Origin of the sequence: Enterobacter cloacae complex sp. P2B (assembly GCF_014895985.1) — a bacterium.
Lineage (GTDB): Bacteria > Pseudomonadota > Gammaproteobacteria > Enterobacterales > Enterobacteriaceae > Enterobacter > Enterobacter bugandensis.
Window position 1 is genome coordinate 26032 of the sequence record NZ_JADBQQ010000004.1, and the last position, 16779, is coordinate 42810.

Genomic DNA, 16779 nt, shown 5'->3' on the forward strand with positions numbered 1-16779 from the left:
CGCCTTGTCGCTGCTGCGTGTGGTTGGTAAAGTAAGCGGATTTTGTTTTCCGCCCCAGCTTTCAGGATTATCCCTTAGTATGTTGAAAAAATTTCGTGGCATGTTTTCCAATGACCTGTCCATTGACCTGGGTACCGCGAATACCCTTATTTATGTAAAAGGACAAGGCATCGTATTGAATGAGCCTTCTGTTGTGGCCATTCGTCAGGATCGTGCAGGCTCGCCGAAAAGCGTGGCCGCAGTGGGTCATGACGCGAAGCAGATGCTGGGTCGTACCCCTGGCAACATCGCCGCTATTCGCCCAATGAAAGACGGCGTTATCGCTGATTTCTTCGTGACTGAAAAAATGCTTCAGCACTTCATCAAGCAGGTTCACAGCAACAGCTTCATGCGCCCAAGCCCGCGTGTTCTGGTGTGTGTGCCGGTTGGCGCAACCCAGGTAGAACGTCGCGCAATCCGTGAATCTGCCCAGGGTGCAGGCGCACGTGAAGTGTTCCTGATTGAAGAGCCAATGGCTGCGGCAATCGGTGCAGGTCTGCCAGTTTCTGAAGCCACCGGTTCTATGGTGGTGGATATCGGTGGTGGTACCACTGAAGTGGCCGTTATCTCACTGAACGGCGTGGTGTACTCCTCCTCCGTACGTATCGGTGGTGACCGCTTCGATGAAGCCATCATCAATTACGTGCGCCGTAACTACGGCTCTCTGATCGGTGAAGCCACCGCAGAGCGTATCAAACACGAAATCGGTTCTGCATATCCGGGCGATGAAGTGCGTGAGATCGAAGTGCGTGGCCGTAACCTGGCGGAAGGTGTTCCACGCGGCTTTACCCTGAACTCCAACGAAATTCTGGAAGCACTGCAGGAACCACTGACGGGCATCGTGAGCGCGGTAATGGTTGCGCTGGAACAGTGCCCACCAGAACTGGCGTCCGACATCTCCGAGCGCGGTATGGTTCTGACCGGTGGTGGTGCGCTGCTGCGTAACCTCGACCGCCTGTTGATGGAAGAGACAGGTATTCCTGTCGTAGTTGCAGAAGATCCACTGACTTGCGTCGCCCGCGGTGGTGGCAAGGCGCTGGAAATGATCGACATGCACGGCGGCGACTTGTTCAGCGAAGAGTAGTCATGGTGAAAGGGTAGCGAATCGCTACCCTTTCTCTCTGACACGAGAATACGCATAGCCTATGAAGCCAATTTTTAGCCGTGGCCCATCGCTACAGTTTCGCCTCATTCTGGCGGTTCTGGTTGCGCTTGGCGTCATTATTGCCGATAGCCGCCTCGGTACGTTCAGCCAGATCCGAACGTACATGGATACCGCCGTCAGTCCTTTCTACTTTATATCAAATGGTCCCCGTGAACTGCTCGACTCCGTTTCTCAAACGCTGTCTTCACGAGACCAGCTCGAACTTGAAAACCGGGCATTACGCCAGGAACTGCTGCTGAAAAACAGCGAACTGCTGATGCTGGGGCAATACAAGCAGGAAAACGCGCGTCTGCGTGAACTGCTCGGCTCGCCGCTGCGTCAGGACGAGCAGAAGATGGTTACCCAGGTGATCTCCACCGTGAACGACCCTTACAGCGATCAGGTTGTGATCGACAAAGGGAGCGTGAACGGGGTGTATGAAGGTCAGCCCGTCATCAGTGATAAGGGCGTAGTAGGCCAGGTCGTTGCCGTCGCCAAACTGACCAGCCGCGTGCTGCTGATTTGCGACGCCACCCACGCACTGCCGATCCAGGTCCTGCGTAACGATATCCGCGTGATTGCGGCCGGTAACGGCTGCACGGACGATCTGCAGCTGGAACATCTGCCTGCTAACACGGACATCCGTGTCGGCGACGTGCTGGTGACGTCCGGTCTCGGTGGACGCTTCCCTGAAGGTTACCCGGTTGCGGTGGTTTCTTCGGTTAAGCTGGATACGCAGCGTGCATACACCGTGATTCAGGCCCGTCCAACCGCCGGTTTACAGCGTCTGCGCTATCTGCTGCTGCTCTGGGGTGCCGATCGTAACGGTGCTAACCCGATGACGCCTGAAGAGGTGCATCGCGTGGCGAACGAACGCCTGATGCAGATGATGCCGCAGGTTCTTCCGCCAGCGGACTCTATGGGGCCGCCTGCGCCCGTGCCTGCGCCGGCAACCGGGTTAACGCAGCCGCAGGCTGATGCGCCGCCACCGCCTAAACTCTCTTCGGGAGGGCAGTAGTGGCAAGCTATCGTAGCCAGGGACGCTGGGTCATCTGGCTCTCGTTCCTCATTGCACTGTTGCTGCAGATTATGCCCTGGCCGGATAACATTCTCGTTTTCCGGCCAAACTGGGTCTTGCTCATTTTACTTTACTGGATCCTTGCCCTGCCGCATCGCGTAAATGTCGGCACGGGTTTTGTGATGGGTGCCATACTGGATCTCATTAGTGGCTCTACGCTGGGCGTGCGCGCCCTGTCCATGAGCATTATTGCGTACCTCGTCGCACTGAAATTCCAGCTCTTCCGTAACCTCGCGCTCTGGCAACAGGCCCTGGTCGTGATGCTGTTGTCGCTTGCTGCGGATATCGTTGTTTTCTGGGCAGAGTTTTTAGTGATCAACGTCTCTTTCCGACCGGAAGTGTTCTGGAGTAGTGTAGTAAACGGTGTGCTCTGGCCGTGGCTATTCCTGCTGATGCGTAAGGTTCGCCAGCAGTTTGCTGTGCAATAAAAGGTTTCTATGACGTCTCTGTATCTTGCTTCCGGCTCCCCGCGCCGTCAGGAACTCCTGACGCAGTTAGGGGTCTCTTTTGAACGCATCGTGACCGGCATTGAAGAAAAACGTGCTGAGGGCGAAAGTGCTCAGCAGTACGTGTCTCGCCTGGCACGCGAGAAAGCGCAGGCGGGCGTGGCCTGTGTGCCGCGCGATCTGCCCGTGCTGGGAGCAGATACCATCGTTATCCTTAACGGTGAAGTCCTCGAGAAACCGCATGACGCTGGCCATGCGGCGCGCATGCTGCGCAAGATGTCCGGGCAAACGCACCAGGTGATGACGGCCGTCGCGCTGGCGGACAGCCAGCACGTGCTGGATTGCCTGGTGGTTACGGATGTCACGTTCAGAGTGATTACCGACGACGAGATCGCCGCTTATATTGCCAGCGGTGAACCGATGGATAAAGCAGGTGCATACGGTATTCAAGGGTTGGGTGGCTGTTTTGTCAGGAAGATTAATGGCAGCTATCACGCCGTAGTCGGCTTACCGCTGGTGGAAACGTATGAGTTGCTGAGCAATTTTAACTCACTGCGTGAGGGAAGGGATAATTATGACGGCTGAATTGTTGGTAAACGTAACGCCATCGGAAACCCGTGTGGCCTATATTGACGGTGGCATTCTTCAGGAAATTCATATTGAGCGTGAAGCGCGGCGCGGAATAGTAGGCAATATCTACAAAGGTCGTGTCAGTCGTGTACTGCCGGGTATGCAGGCGGCTTTTGTAGATATTGGACTGGATAAGGCGGCATTTTTACATGCCTCCGACATCATGCCGCACACCGAGTGCGTCGCGGGCGAAGAGCAAAAGCAGTTTGCCGTGCGCGACATTTCCGAGCTGGTGCGTCAGGGCCAGGACTTAATGGTGCAGGTGGTGAAAGATCCCCTTGGCACCAAAGGTGCCCGTCTGACCACCGACATTACCTTACCTTCCCGCTATCTGGTCTTTATGCCCGGCGCATCGCACGTGGGCGTTTCGCAGCGTATTGAGAGCGAAAGCGAGCGCGAGCGGCTGAAGAAAGTGGTCAGCGCCTACTGCGATGAACAGGGCGGGTTTATTATCCGTACCGCTGCAGAAGGGATCAGCGAAGAAGACCTGGCGTCGGATGCGGCTTACCTGAAACGCGTCTGGACCAAAGTGATGGAGCGTAAAAAACGCAACCAGACTCGCTACCAGCTGTACGGTGAGCTGGCGCTTGCGCAGCGCGTGCTGCGTGACTTTGCCGATGCCCAACTCGACCGCATTCGCGTGGACTCTCGCCTGACGTATGAAGCGCTGCTGGAGTTTACCGCTGAATACATCCCGGAAATGCCGGGCCTGCTGGAGCATTACACCGGGCGTCAGCCGATCTTCGATCTCTATGATGTCGAAAACGAGATCCAGCGAGCCCTGGAGCGTAAGGTTGAACTGAAGTCCGGCGGCTATCTGATCATCGATCAGACCGAAGCGATGACCACCGTCGATATCAACACCGGCGCGTTTGTCGGTCATCGCAATCTGGACGACACCATCTTCAACACCAACATCGAAGCCACGCAGGCGATTGCGCGTCAGCTTCGTCTGCGCAACCTCGGCGGCATTATCATCATCGACTTTATCGATATGAGTAATGAAGACCATCGTCGTCGTGTGCTGCACTCGCTGGAGCAGGCGCTGAGTAAAGATCGCGTGAAGACCAGCATCAATGGCTTCTCGCAGCTCGGCCTGGTGGAAATGACCCGGAAACGGACCCGCGAAAGCGTGGAACATGTCCTGTGTAATGAGTGTCCAACCTGCCATGGACGCGGAACGGTAAAGACGGTGGAGACGGTCTGCTACGAGATCATGCGTGAAATTGTCCGTGTCCATCATGCCTACGACTCCGATCGTTTTCTGGTCTATGCTTCCCCTGCGGTGGCTGAAGCCCTGAAAGGCGAAGAGTCGCACGCGCTGGCGGAAGTGGAAATCTTTGTCGGCAAACAGGTAAAAGTACAAATTGAACCGCTCTATAACCAGGAGCAGTTTGACGTCGTAATGATGTAAAACGCAGTACGCTGCGTGACGAAAGCTGACAAGGAGAGATGCGTGAGGCGATTGCCGGGGATTTTAGTGCTTACAGGGGCAACGCTGGTCGTGATTGTCGCGTTGCTCGTGAGCGGGCTACGCCTCGTTTTACCGCATCTGGACAGCTGGCGTCCGCAGCTGCTGGCGAAAATCGAATCCACCACCGGCGTGCCGGTCGACGTAAGCCAGGTTAGCGCCAGCTGGCAGAATTTTGGCCCGACGCTGGATGTCCGTGACATCAACGCCAGCCTGAAAGATGGCGGTCATCTCAAAATCAAACGCGTAACCCTGGCGCTGGACGTCTGGCAAAGCCTGCTGCATCTGCGCTGGCAGTTTCGCGATCTCACCTTTTATCAACTCCAGTTTCTGACCAATACGCCGCTGACGGGCGGTGATAACAATCAGGGCCTGGAAGCCAACCGCTTCAGCGATCTCTTCCTCCGCCAGTTCGATCATTTCGATCTGCGCGACAGCGAAGTGAGCTTTATTACCCTTTCTGGCCAGCGCGCCGAACTGGCGATCCCGCAGCTGACCTGGCTTAACGGCAAGGATCGACACCGCGCCGAAGGGCAGGTCAATCTTTCCAGCCTGAACGGCCAGCACGGCGTCATGCAGGTGCGTATGGACTTGCGTGACGATGACGGCCTGTTAAACAACGGCAAAGTCTGGCTGCAGGCCGACGATGTGGATGTAAAGCCCTGGCTCGGCGACTGGCTGCAGCAAAACATGCAGCTGGAAACCGCCCGTTTCAGCCTTGAGGGCTGGATGACCCTGACGAAAGGGAAATTTGCCAGCGGCGATATCTGGCTGAAGCAAGGGGGCGCGAGCTGGAAGGGTGAAAGACAGCAGCATCAGCTTTCCGTCGATAACCTCACCGCGCACGTGACGCAGGAAAAAGAGGGCTGGCAGTTCGCCATCCCGGATACGCGCATCACGATGGACGGCAAGCCGTGGCCGCGCGGTGCGCTGACGCTGGCCTGGATGCCGGAGCAGGACGTGGGCGGCGCGGCGAGTAAACGCAGCGATGAGCTGCGCATCCGCGCCAGTAACCTGGATTTGGCGGCCATTGAAGGCCTGCGCTCCATGGCGGCAAAGCTCTCTCCGGACCTGGGCGAGATCTGGCTGGCAACGCAGCCGAGCGGAAAAATTGATTCTCTGGCGCTGGATATCCCGCTTCAGGCGACGGAAAAAACCCGTTTCCAGGCAACATGGAAAGATCTTGCCTGGAAGCAGTGGAAGATGCTGCCGGGCGCGGAGCATTTCAGCGGCAAGCTGGAAGGCAGCGTGGAGAACGGCAGGCTGACGGCCGATATGCACAACGCAAAAATGCCTTACGAGACGGTCTTCCGCGCGCCACTGGAAATTGAACAGGGCAGCGCGGTGCTTAACTGGCTCCGTAACGATAAGGGCTTCCAGCTTGATGGTCGCCATATCGACGTCAAAGCCAAAGCGGTACACGCGCGGGGTGACTTCCGCTATTTACAGCCGCAGGGTGACGAACCGTGGCTGGGCATTCTGGCCGGGATCAGTACCGATGACGGTTCTCAGGCCTGGCGCTATTTCCCGGAAAATCTGATGGGTAAAGCGCTGGTCGACTATCTGAGCGGCGCAATTCAGGGCGGTCAGGCGGAAAACGCCACGCTGGTCTACGGCGGTAACCCGCATCTTTTCCCGTACAAACATAATGAGGGGCAGTTCCAGGTGCTGGTGCCGCTGCACGACGCCACCTTCGCGTTCCAGCCGGGCTGGCCCGCGCTGAAAAACCTGGATATCGAGCTTAACTTCCTCAACGACGGATTATGGATGAAGGCGGACAGCGTTGCGCTGGGAGGCGTAACGGCCAGCAACCTGACGGCCAACATCCCGGACTACTCAAAAGAGAAGCTGCTGATTGATGCCGACATCAACGGCCCGGGGAAAGCGGTGGGGCCGTACTTTGAGGAGACGCCACTCAAAGAGTCGCTGGCGGCGACCCTTCAGCAGCTCCAGCTCGATGGCGATGTGAATGCTCGCTTACATCTGGATATCCCGCTGGACGGTGAAATGACCACCGCCAAAGGTGACGTCCGTCTGAAGAACAACAGCCTGTACATTAAACCGCTTGATAGCACCCTGAAAGACCTCAGCGGACAGTTCAGCTTTGTGAACGGTAATTTGAAAAGCGAGCCGCTGACCGCCAGCTGGTTTAATCAGCCGGTGAATATCGACTTCTCAACAGCCGAGGGGCAAAAGGCTTATCAGGTGGTCGTTAATCTGGACGGCAACTGGCAGCCGTCGCGTATGGACGTCCTGCCGAAGCCGATTGAGGCGTCAGTAGCGGGCGCGGTCGCCTGGCAGGGCAAAGTGGCAATCGACCTGCCTTATCACGCGGGTGCACACTATAAGGTCGACATTACGGGTGACCTGAAGAATCTTCAAAGCCAGCTGCCTGCGCCGCTGGATAAACAGGCGGGACAGCCGCTGCCGGTGAAGCTTAACGTGGATGGCAATCTGGACAGCTTCGCGCTGACCGGAAGCGCGGGCGGAACAAACCACTTTAACAGCCGCTGGCTGCTTAACCGCAAGCTTACCCTCGACAGAGCCATCTGGACGACGGACAGCAAAACCACGCCGCCGTTGCCTGAGCATGCGGGCGTTGAGCTGAATCTCCCGCCGATGGACGGTGCGGAGTGGCTGGCGCTGTTCCAGAAAGGCGTTGGGCAAAACGTTGATGAGGCCGCCCAGTTCCCGCAGACCATTACCGTACGCACGCCGTCGCTGATGCTGGGCGGACAGCAGTGGAACAATCTGAGCATTGTCTCCCAGCCAACCGCTAACGGCTCAAAAGTGGAGGCGCAGGGCCGGGAAATCAACGGCACGCTGACCATGCGCAATAACGCGCCGTGGCAGGCAGCGATCCGCTATCTCTACTACAATCCGGCTGCCGCGAGTAAAGATAAACCGGCGAATACATCGCCGCTGAGTAATACTACCCGCGTCGATTTTAGCGGCTGGCCCGATCTGCAGCTGCGCTGCGCGGAGTGCTGGCTGTGGGGGCAAAAATATGGCCGTATCGACGGTGATTTTGCCATCCAGGGGAATACGCTCAAGCTCTCCGGCGGATTGATCGACACCGGCTTTGGCCGCATGACGGCGGGTGGAGAGTGGGTGAATAACCCGGGCGAGCAGCGCACGTCCCTGAAGGGCGACATTAAAGGCACCAAGCTGGATGCGGCAGCCAACTTCTTTGGCATCAGCACGCCGCTGCGCGGCTCCTCGTTTAACGTTAATTACGATCTTCACTGGCGTGCCGCGCCGTGGACACCGGACGAAGCGTCACTGAACGGTATTCTGAAAACACACTTTGGCAAAGGTGAAATCGCCGATGTGAGCACGGGGCGTGCCGGGCAGATCCTGCGCCTGCTGAGTTTTGATGCGCTGCTTCGCAAGCTGCGCTTCGATTTCAGCGACACCTTCAGCGAAGGTTTCTATTACGATTCCATCCGCAGTACGGCGTGGATCAAGGACGGCGTTCTGCACACGGACGACACGCTGGTGGATGGGCTGGAAGCGGACATCGCCATGAAAGGCTCGGTCAACCTCGTGCGTCGCGAGCTGGATATGGAAGCCGTGGTGGCGCCGGAAATTTCCGCCAGCGTGGGCGTGGCGGCGGCCTTTGTGGTTAACCCGATTGTCGGTGCGGCGGTGTTTGCCGCCAGTAAAGTGCTGGGGCCGCTGTGGAGCAAGGTCTCCATTCTGCGCTACCGCATTACCGGTCCGGTGGATAAACCGCAGATTAACGAGGTGCTGCGCCAGCCGCGCAAAGATGCACAGCAATGATTTGACGTGGGCTGGTAATTGCCTCACTCTCAATAAATACGATCTTTATACCGCCACGGGCGGCAACGAACGAGTAGCAATACGATGAGTCTGAACCTGGTAAGTGAACATTTGCTCGCAGCGAACGGCCTGAGCCATCAGGACCTGTTCTCCATTCTTGGTCAACTGACCGAACGCCGTCTCGACTACGGCGATCTCTATTTCCAGTCGAGCTATCACGAATCCTGGGTTTTAGAAGACAGCATCATCAAAGATGGCTCATATAACATTGACCAGGGCGTCGGCGTGCGCGCCATCAGCGGCGAAAAAACCGGTTTTGCCTATGCCGACCAGATTAGCCTGGCCGCGCTTGAGCAGAGCGCTCAGGCCGCGCGTACCATTGTGCGCGATGCCGGCGACGGTCGCGTAAAAACCCTGGGTGAAGTGCAGCACTCCGCGCTTTATACCAGCATCGACCCGCTGCAGAGCATGAGCCGCGAAGAGAAGCTGGACATCCTGCGCCGCGTGGACAAAGTGGCGCGCGCCGCCGACAAACGTGTTCAGGAAGTCTCCGCCAGCCTGAGCGGTGTGTATGAACTGATTCTGGTGGCGGCAACGGACGGTACGCTGGCGGCCGATGTGCGTCCGCTGGTGCGTCTCTCCATCAGCGTGCAGGTCGATGACAACGGCAAACGCGAGCGCGGCTCAAGCGGCGGCGGCGGTCGTTTCGGCTATGACTGGTTCCTGGGTGATGTTGACGGCGGAGCGCGCGCTGACGCGTGGGCTAAAGAAGCCGTGCGCATGGCGCTGGTGAATCTTAATGCTGTTGCGGCGCCGGCCGGGACATTCCCGGTGGTGCTGGGCGCAGGCTGGCCGGGCGTGCTGCTGCACGAAGCGGTGGGCCACGGTCTGGAAGGCGATTTTAACCGTCGTGGGACGTCCGTGTTCAGCGGCCAGATCGGACAGCTCGTCTCCTCTGAGCTTTGCACCGTAGTGGATGATGGCACCATGCTTGACCGCCGCGGCTCGATTTCTATCGACGATGAAGGTACGCCAGGCCAGTACAACGTGCTGATCGAAAACGGCGTTCTGAAAGGCTACATGCAGGACAAACTCAACGCGCGCCTGATGGGCGTAGCGCCAACGGGTAACGGCCGCCGTGAATCTTACGCGCACCTGCCGATGCCGCGCATGACCAACACTTATATGCTGCCGGGCAAATCCACGCCGCAGGAGATTATCGAATCCGTGGATTACGGTATCTTTGCGCCAAACTTTGGCGGCGGCCAGGTGGATATCACCTCCGGTAAGTTTGTCTTCTCGACTTCAGAAGCGTACCTGATTGAGAAGGGCAAAGTGACCAAAGCGGTGAAGGGCGCAACCCTGATTGGCTCCGGCATTGAAGCCATGCAGCAGATTTCCATGGTCGGTAACGATCTGAAGCTGGATAACGGCGTGGGTGTTTGCGGTAAAGAAGGCCAGAGCCTGCCGGTTGGCGTGGGTCAGCCAACGCTGAAAGTGGATAATCTGACGGTGGGCGGCACGGCCTGACCTGAGCAAACATAAAAAATGGCGCTACAGATGTAGCGCCATTTTTTTAACGTAAGTTACCCAGCGGGATCTCCGGATCCGGCTCGTGAGTAATGCGGTTACGCAAGTCACGTCGAATGATTTCGATCGACCAGAACCAGACCAGATGACCCACGATCTCTGACACGTGTTCATACCAGGGCAGATCAAACAGCGGTGGCGTCAGCCCCATCAGCGGGAAGGAGAGCATGTGAACAAAAAGCTGTGCCAATGCACCCGCCAGCAAACCCTGCCAGAGTTTAATTTTCGGGAAGACTTCAGCAACGACACAATACCCAACCGCGAAGACGATTGAGAAAATAATATGCGTTACGCCGACCCAGTTAAATATATGTCCGGCAAAGGTATAAACTGCTGCGTTAGGATCAACTACGCCCAGCCAGTCGCGTAAAAAAACATAGGGTGGATTTAAAAAATTGCGGGAGCAATCTATTTGTCCTGCGGCTCTTATTAATTGCTCAGGGCCGCATGCGCCGGTAAATAAATCGGTGGGACTGCGTGGCGGGAGTGGTACCTCGGCTCCCCATTTGACAAACGCGGAGACAATTCCTGCAATTAAGCCAATGAACGCGGCGAGTCCGTAGCGCCTGCGTGACGGCGGTGTTTGTTCAAATAGATTCATTTCGTTTCCTTGTTTAACGTCATCCTGCGAAATACATTTTATTATTCAAATCAGCAACAAAATAATAACAGTCTGAATGCCAGACTGTTTATAAGGTAAAGGGCAGGCGGCGGCAGTGTCAATTCGCTATTCCTGATAGAAGCTAAAGAATATTCCTGGATGAAGGCCGGCTTCATCCTGAAATATTAATGGCGCGGATATTTCAGGAATTAATTACTTATTCCTTTCTTCTTCCGCGCATTCCCTGAAACAGCTCTGCTACGTCGACAAAATAGTCGGTCAGATAGTTAATACACACCTGTACTTTGAGGGGCAGCTTGTCCTTCTCGGTATACAGGGCGTAGACCGGGCGCGGATCGGACTGATAGCGCGGGAAGAGGATCTCCAGCACGCCGCTGTTGATCTCATTGATCACCCACATCAGCGGCACGTAGGCGATCCCGGCGCCGGCCACCAGCCAGCGCGAAATGGTCATCGGATCGTTGGTGACGAACCGGCCTTCCGGCAGCAGCCTGGTGGAGATCCCTTCCGGAGCAATCAGCTCAAATTCATTATCGGGGCGGACGCTGTACTCCAGCCAGGAGTGGTTAGCGAGATCGGCAGGTTTCTCGGGCACTCCGTACTGCGCCAGATAGCTCTTCGAGGCACAGACCACCATCGGCATGCTCCCGAGGCGACGCGAGAACAGGCTGGAGTCCTGCAACGCGCCAACGCGGATCACCACGTCTAAACCATCGGCGATCAGGTCTGGGGCAGGGATGCCCGTCACCAGATTGACGGTAAGCCCAGGGTACTCTTTCAGCATGTCCGCCGTCATGGCAGCGAGAACATTTTGTGCCATAGTTGAAGAACACCCTATACGCAGCGTGCCGATGGGCGTGTTGTTAAAGGCATAGAGTTGTTCGTGAACATCCTGCACTTCATGCAGCATGCGGCGACAGCCCTGATAGTAAATTTTACCGGCTTCCGTCAACCCGATGCTGCGGGTGCTGCGGTTGAGCAGCTTAACCTGAAGCTCATCTTCCAGTTTGGACACCGTCTGGCTGATGGATGAGACGCTCATCTGAAGCTGGCGCGCAGCGGCGGTAAATGAGCCGAGTTCAACCACTTTGGCGAAGACGGACATGCGTTTTAAACGTTCCATTGTTCACTCTGGCTTAAAAGTGATTTAGATCACATATGATAGATAACAGCATAACAGTTACGTTAATATATTATTAATTACATAACGGCTGCGCCATTCTCGCCCTGCGTTTCTAGCTCTCCTGCGATGGCGTGCGCTAAAAAATTCTGAAGCCTGCACTCTCTCTTATCAAGGTCAACATGAGTCTGTTTCCCGTTATCGTGGTGTTCGGTCTGTCGTTCCCACCGATATTTTTCGAGCTTCTTTTATCACTGGCGATCTTCTGGCTGGTGCGCAAGGTGCTGGTCCCGACTGGGATCTACGATTTCGTCTGGCACCCTGCATTGTTCAATACCGCGCTGTATTGCTGCCTGTTTTACCTGATATCGCGCATGTTTGTCTGAGGTTGATGTGAAAACGCTAACAAGAAAAATCTCCCGCACCGCCATTACCATGGCGCTGGTTATCCTCGCGTTCATCGCTATTTTTCGCGCCTGGGTTTATTACACCGAATCACCGTGGACGCGTGACGCGCGCTTTAGCGCCGATGTGGTGGCAATTGCCCCCGACGTGGCCGGCCTTATCACGGCGGTTAACGTTCACGATAACCAGCTGGTGAAGAAAGATCAGGTCCTGTTCACCATCGACCAGCCTCGTTACCAGAAGGCGCTGGAGGAAGCAGAAGCAGACGTGGCCTATTACCAGGCGCTGGCCGCAGAGAAACGCCGTGAGGCAGGCCGTCGTAACCAGCTTGGCGTTCAGGCCATGTCCCGCGAAGAGATTGACCAGTCCAACAACGTGCTGCAAACCGTGCTGCACCAGTTAGCGAAAGCGCAGGCAACGCGCGATCTGGCGAAGCTCGACCTGGAGCGTACCGTGATCCGCGCGCCGGCCGATGGCTGGGTGACCAACCTGAACGTCTATGCCGGAGAGTTTATCACCCGTGGCTCAACCGCCGTGGCGCTGGTTAAACAGAACTCCTTCTACGTGCTCGCCTATATGGAAGAGACCAAGCTGGAGGGCGTTCGTCCGGGTTATCGCGCAGAGGTCACGCCGCTTGGCAGCAACCGCGTCTTTAAAGGTACCGTCGATAGCGTCGCCGCAGGGGTAACCAACTCCAGCAGCTCTAACGATGCCAAAGGGATGGCGACGGTGGATTCTAACCTGGAGTGGGTGCGTCTGGCGCAACGCGTGCCGGTACGTATTCATCTGGATGAGCAGCAGGGCAACCTGTGGCCAGCGGGTACCACGGCGACGGTGGTGATCACCGGAGAAAAAGATCGGGATGCCAGCCAGGACTCCCTCTTCCGTAAAATTGCCCATCGCCTGCGTGAGTTTGGTTAATCGCCATGGGTATCTTTTCCATCGCCAGCCAGCACATTCGCTTCGCCGTGAAGCTGGCGTGCGCCATCGTGCTGGCGCTGTTCGTTGGCTTCCACTTCCAGCTTGAAACCCCTCGCTGGGCGGTGCTGACCGCCGCGATTGTCGCGGCGGGCCCTGCCTTCGCCGCGGGTGGAGAACCCTACTCTGGTGCGATCCGCTATCGCGGGATGCTGCGTATCATAGGGACGTTTATCGGCTGTTTCGCGGCGCTGACCATTATTATTCTGATGATCCGCACGCCGCTGCTGATGCTAATGGTGTGCTGCATCTGGGCAGGCTTCTGCACCTGGGTCTCGTCTCTGGTAAAAGTGGAGAACTCCTACGCCTGGGGGCTGGCGGGCTATACCGCGCTGATCATTGTCATCACCATCCAAAGCGAACCGCTGCTCGCGCCGCAGTTTGCCGTGGAGCGCTGCAGCGAGATTGTGATTGGTATTGTCTGCGCGATCGTGGCTGACCTGCTTTTCTCCCCGCGCTCGATCAAGCAAGAGGTGGATCGCGAGCTGGACGCGCTGATCGTTGCCCAGTACCAGCTGATGCAGCTGTGCATTAAACACGGCGACAGCGAAGAGGTGGATAAAGCCTGGAGCGGGCTGGTTCGTCGTACGCAGGCGCTGGAAGGGATGCGCAGCAACCTCAATATGGAGTCGTCTCGCTGGGCGCGGGCGAATCGTCGCCTTAAAGCCCTGAATACCGTCTCCTTAACGCTGATTACCCAGGCGTGCGAAACCTATCTTATCCAGAACACCCGCCCGGAAGCGGTCACCGATACGTTCCGCGAACTGTTTGCCGAGCCGGTAGAGACCGTGCAGGACGTGCATAAGCAACTTAAGCGCATGCGCCGGGTGATTGCCTGGACCGGGGAGCGCGAGACGCCGGTGACGATCTACACCTGGGTTGGAGCCGCAACGCGCTATCTGCTGCTTAAGCGCGGCGTGATCGGTAACACCAAAATCAGCGCGGCGGAAGAAGAGGTGCTCCAGGGCGAAGTGGTGATCAAGGCGGAGTCTGCCGAGCGCCATCACGCGATGGTCAACTTCTGGCGTACCACGCTTGCCTGTATGCTCGGCACGCTGTTCTGGCTGTGGACGGGCTGGACGTCCGGCAGCGGCGCGATGGTGATGATTGCCGTCGTGACCGCACTGGCGATGCGTCTGCCTAACCCGCGCATGGTCGCCATTGATTTCCTCTACGGTACCATCGCCGCGCTGCCGATAGGCGCGCTCTATTTCCTGGTCATCATCCCGTCGACGCAGCAGAGCATGCTGCTGCTCTGTATTAGCCTGGCGGTGATGGCGTTCTTTATCGGCATTGAAGTGCAAAAGCGCCGCCTGGGATCGCTGGGGGCGCTGGCGAGTACGATTAACATCATCGTGCTGGATAACCCGATGACCTTCCACTTCAGCCAGTTCCTCGACAGCGCGCTGGGTCAGCTGGTGGGCTGCTTCCTGGCGATGATGGTGATTCTGCTGGTCCGGGATAACTCGCAGGCGCGGACGGGGCGCGTATTGCTGAACCAGTTTGTATCGGCTGCCGTGTCGTCGATGACTACCAATACCGCGCGTCGTAAAGAGAACCACCTGCCCGCGCTCTACCAGCAGCTGTTTTTACTGCTGAACAAGTTCCCGGGCGACATAGCGAAGTTCCGCCTGGCGTTAACCATGATCATCGCGCACCAGCGTCTGCGCAACGCGCCGGTGCCGATCAACGACGATCTCTCGGCCTTCCACCGTCAGCTGCGTCGTACCGCCGACCATGTGCTTTCCGCCAGCAGTGACGACAAACGCCGTCGTTACTTTACCCAACTGCTTGAAGAACTGGATATTTATCAGGAAAAGCTCAAGCACTGGCAAGCGCCGCCACAGGTGACCGAGCCGGTAGGGCGGCTGGTGTTTATGCTGCATCGCTACCAGAATGCCCTCACGGATAACTGACTGAAGTAAAAAAACCGACGCCAAAAGCGCCGGTTTTTTTGTGGCTATACTTATTCCAGCACGTACTTACATTCAGGAAGGGAGGACACATGACGACTCAGGCGCTTCAGGACAACACCCTTTTTCAGACCGGCTATCTGGTCGACGGCATCTGGAAAACGCTGGACACAACGTTTGATGTGCTGAACCCCGCGACCGGTGAGGTCATCGCTAAAGTTGCGAAAGCGGGTAAAGCGCAAACCGAAGAAGCGATCGCAGCGGCCACCAAAGCCTTCCCGGCATGGCGTGCCAAAACCGCGAAAGAGCGTTCGGCGATTCTGTACCGCTGGTACGAACTGATTATTGAAAATAAAAGCTGGCTCGGGCGGCTAATGACCACCGAGCAGGGCAAGCCCCTGAAAGAGGCGGAAGGAGAAGTGGAGTATGCCGCCAGCTTTATCCAGTGGTTTGCTGAAGAGGCCAAGCGCGCGAACGGTGAGATTATTCCGCCAATCAAGCCCGGCTCGCGCATTCTGGCGACCCGTGAGCCCATCGGCGTGGTCGCGGCCATCACGCCGTGGAACTTCCCGATGGCGATGCTCACCCGCAAGCTAGGCCCGGCGCTGGCAGCCGGGTGTACCGGTGTCATCAAACCGGCCAATAACACGCCGCTCAGCGCCTTTGCGCTGCTGACGCTGGCAAAACAGGCGGGCGTGCCCGACGGTGTGCTCAACGCGGTGGCCGGAAATACCCATGAAATCAGCGATGCGATCATGGCCAGCCACGACGTGCGTAAAATCTCCTTTACCGGTTCGACCTCCGTCGGCAAAACGCTGGTGCGCAACGCCGCAGAAACCATGAAAAAAGTCTCGATGGAGCTGGGGGGAAATGCTCCGTATATCGTCTTTGAGGATGCCGACATCGAGGCTGCGGTAAAAGGCGCGATAGCCAATAAATTCCGCAATGCCGGGCAGGTCTGTGTCAGCGTGAACCGCTTCTACATTCAGGAAACCGTCTACGACAAGTTTGTGAATAAGCTCGCAGATGCGGTTAATGCCCTTAAGGTGGGGAATGGCCTTGAGGACGGCGTCGTCGTCGGGCCGCTGATTGAATCCGCAGCGGTCGACAAGGTCCGTGAGCATGTTGAAGATGCTGTCACACGAGGGGCGACCGTGCTGGCGGGCGGCAAACCCCATCCGCTGGGCGGTAATTTCTGGATGCCAACCGTGCTGGGCGACTGTCACGAAGGCATGAAGCTGGCAGAAGAAGAGACGTTTGGTCCGGTTGCGGCGTGTTTCCGCTTCACCTCGGAAGATGAAGTTATCCAGCGTGCGAATAACACGCCTTACGGGCTGGCAGCTTACTTCTACACCCAGAACCTTTCCCGGGTTTTCCGCGTTTCACAGGCCATCGAGAGCGGGATGATTGGCATTAACGAGTGCGCCGTTTCCACCGAGCTGGGGCCTTTCGGCGGCGTAAAAGAGTCCGGTCTTGGACGTGAGGGATCCGTGCTGGGGCTGGAAGAGTATCTGGAAGTTAAAACCCTGCATATCGGGGGATTATAATAGACTGGGCGGC

The 16779-nt window shown here is 57.0% G+C and carries 13 protein-coding genes; 11 read left to right on the plus strand and 2 right to left on the minus strand.

The annotated features are described in order from the left end of the window. The first annotated feature begins 79 nt into the window (after window positions 1-79). The 7 genes from mreB (at window position 80) to tldD (ending at window position 10121) form a co-directional block, all read left to right on the plus strand. On the plus strand, window positions 80-1123 hold the full coding sequence (gene mreB / locus IM313_RS02825) for a rod shape-determining protein MreB (protein WP_000913396.1): 1044 nt from the start codon (window positions 80-82) through the stop codon (window positions 1121-1123). Window positions 1124-1184: 61 nt separating this feature from the next. Further along, window positions 1185-2201 (plus strand): rod shape-determining protein MreC, encoded by a 1017-nt coding sequence (mreC, locus tag IM313_RS02830; protein ID WP_192971973.1) that lies wholly within the window; start codon window positions 1185-1187, stop codon window positions 2199-2201. After that, window positions 2201-2689 (plus strand): rod shape-determining protein MreD, encoded by a 489-nt coding sequence (mreD, locus tag IM313_RS02835; RefSeq protein WP_008502849.1) that lies wholly within the window; start codon window positions 2201-2203, stop codon window positions 2687-2689. Before mreC ends, mreD begins: the two co-directional genes overlap by 1 nt. A gap of 9 nt (window positions 2690-2698) precedes the next feature. Then, window positions 2699-3292 carry a nucleoside triphosphate pyrophosphatase gene (locus tag IM313_RS02840; RefSeq protein ID WP_041907832.1) on the plus strand — a complete coding sequence of 198 codons (594 nt, stop codon included), beginning with the start codon at window positions 2699-2701 and terminating at the stop codon, window positions 3290-3292. Beyond that, window positions 3282-4751 (plus strand): ribonuclease G, encoded by a 1470-nt coding sequence (gene rng, locus IM313_RS02845; protein WP_008502847.1) that lies wholly within the window; start codon window positions 3282-3284, stop codon window positions 4749-4751. Before IM313_RS02840 ends, rng begins: the two co-directional genes overlap by 11 nt. A 42-nt stretch (window positions 4752-4793) precedes the next feature. Continuing rightward, window positions 4794-8591, plus strand: a complete 3798-nt coding sequence (gene yhdP / locus IM313_RS02850) for an AsmA2 domain-containing protein YhdP (RefSeq protein WP_192971974.1) — start codon at window positions 4794-4796, stop codon at window positions 8589-8591. Between the two features lie 84 nt (window positions 8592-8675). Next, entirely contained in the window at window positions 8676-10121 is a 1446-nt protein-coding gene (gene tldD, locus IM313_RS02855; protein WP_192971975.1) for a metalloprotease TldD, read from the plus strand. A gap of 46 nt (window positions 10122-10167) precedes the next feature. Here tldD and IM313_RS02860 read toward each other — a convergent pair whose 3' ends face one another. Then, on the minus strand, window positions 10168-10782 hold the full coding sequence (locus tag IM313_RS02860; RefSeq protein ID WP_032644925.1) for a YagU family protein: 615 nt from the start codon (window positions 10780-10782) through the stop codon (window positions 10168-10170). A 217-nt stretch (window positions 10783-10999) separates the two neighbouring features. Beyond that, window positions 11000-11926 (minus strand): HTH-type transcriptional activator AaeR, encoded by a 927-nt coding sequence (aaeR, locus tag IM313_RS02865; RefSeq protein WP_028014600.1) that lies wholly within the window; start codon window positions 11924-11926, stop codon window positions 11000-11002. A gap of 179 nt (window positions 11927-12105) precedes the next feature. Between aaeR and aaeX the strand changes: the two genes are divergently transcribed. From aaeX to IM313_RS02885, 4 genes are all read left to right on the plus strand, one after another. Further along, a complete protein-coding gene (aaeX, locus tag IM313_RS02870; RefSeq protein ID WP_003860416.1) occupies window positions 12106-12309 on the plus strand; it encodes a p-hydroxybenzoic acid efflux pump operon protein AaeX in 204 nt (67 codons plus the stop codon). Window positions 12310-12316: 7 nt separating this feature from the next. Continuing rightward, window positions 12317-13249, plus strand: a complete 933-nt coding sequence (gene aaeA / locus IM313_RS02875) for a p-hydroxybenzoic acid efflux pump subunit AaeA (RefSeq protein WP_028014599.1) — start codon at window positions 12317-12319, stop codon at window positions 13247-13249. Between the two features lie 5 nt (window positions 13250-13254). Beyond that, a complete protein-coding gene (gene aaeB, locus IM313_RS02880; protein ID WP_047364742.1) occupies window positions 13255-15222 on the plus strand; it encodes a p-hydroxybenzoic acid efflux pump subunit AaeB in 1968 nt (655 codons plus the stop codon). Between the two features lie 89 nt (window positions 15223-15311). Then, entirely contained in the window at window positions 15312-16766 is a 1455-nt protein-coding gene (locus IM313_RS02885; protein WP_028014597.1) for an NAD-dependent succinate-semialdehyde dehydrogenase, read from the plus strand. The last annotated feature ends 13 nt before the right edge of the window (window positions 16767-16779 follow it).

Bases quoted from the DNA above. Each gene is read 5' to 3' on its own strand.
- mreB (WP_000913396.1), top strand. From the start codon at position 80: ATGTTGAAAAAATTTCGTGGCATGTTTTCCAATGACCTGTCCATTGAC.
- mreC (WP_192971973.1), top strand. From the start codon at position 1,185: ATGAAGCCAATTTTTAGCCGTGGCCCATCGCTACAGTTTCGCCTCATT.
- IM313_RS02840 (WP_041907832.1), top strand. From the start codon at position 2,699: ATGACGTCTCTGTATCTTGCTTCCGGCTCCCCGCGCCGTCAGGAACTC.
- rng (WP_008502847.1), top strand. From the start codon at position 3,282: ATGACGGCTGAATTGTTGGTAAACGTAACGCCATCGGAAACCCGTGTG.
- tldD (WP_192971975.1), top strand. From the start codon at position 8,676: ATGAGTCTGAACCTGGTAAGTGAACATTTGCTCGCAGCGAACGGCCTG.
- IM313_RS02860 (WP_032644925.1), bottom strand. From the start codon at position 10,782: ATGAATCTATTTGAACAAACACCGCCGTCACGCAGGCGCTACGGACTC.
- aaeR (WP_028014600.1), bottom strand. From the start codon at position 11,926: ATGGAACGTTTAAAACGCATGTCCGTCTTCGCCAAAGTGGTTGAACTC.
- aaeX (WP_003860416.1), top strand. From the start codon at position 12,106: ATGAGTCTGTTTCCCGTTATCGTGGTGTTCGGTCTGTCGTTCCCACCG.
- aaeB (WP_047364742.1), top strand. From the start codon at position 13,255: ATGGGTATCTTTTCCATCGCCAGCCAGCACATTCGCTTCGCCGTGAAG.
- IM313_RS02885 (WP_028014597.1), top strand. From the start codon at position 15,312: ATGACGACTCAGGCGCTTCAGGACAACACCCTTTTTCAGACCGGCTAT.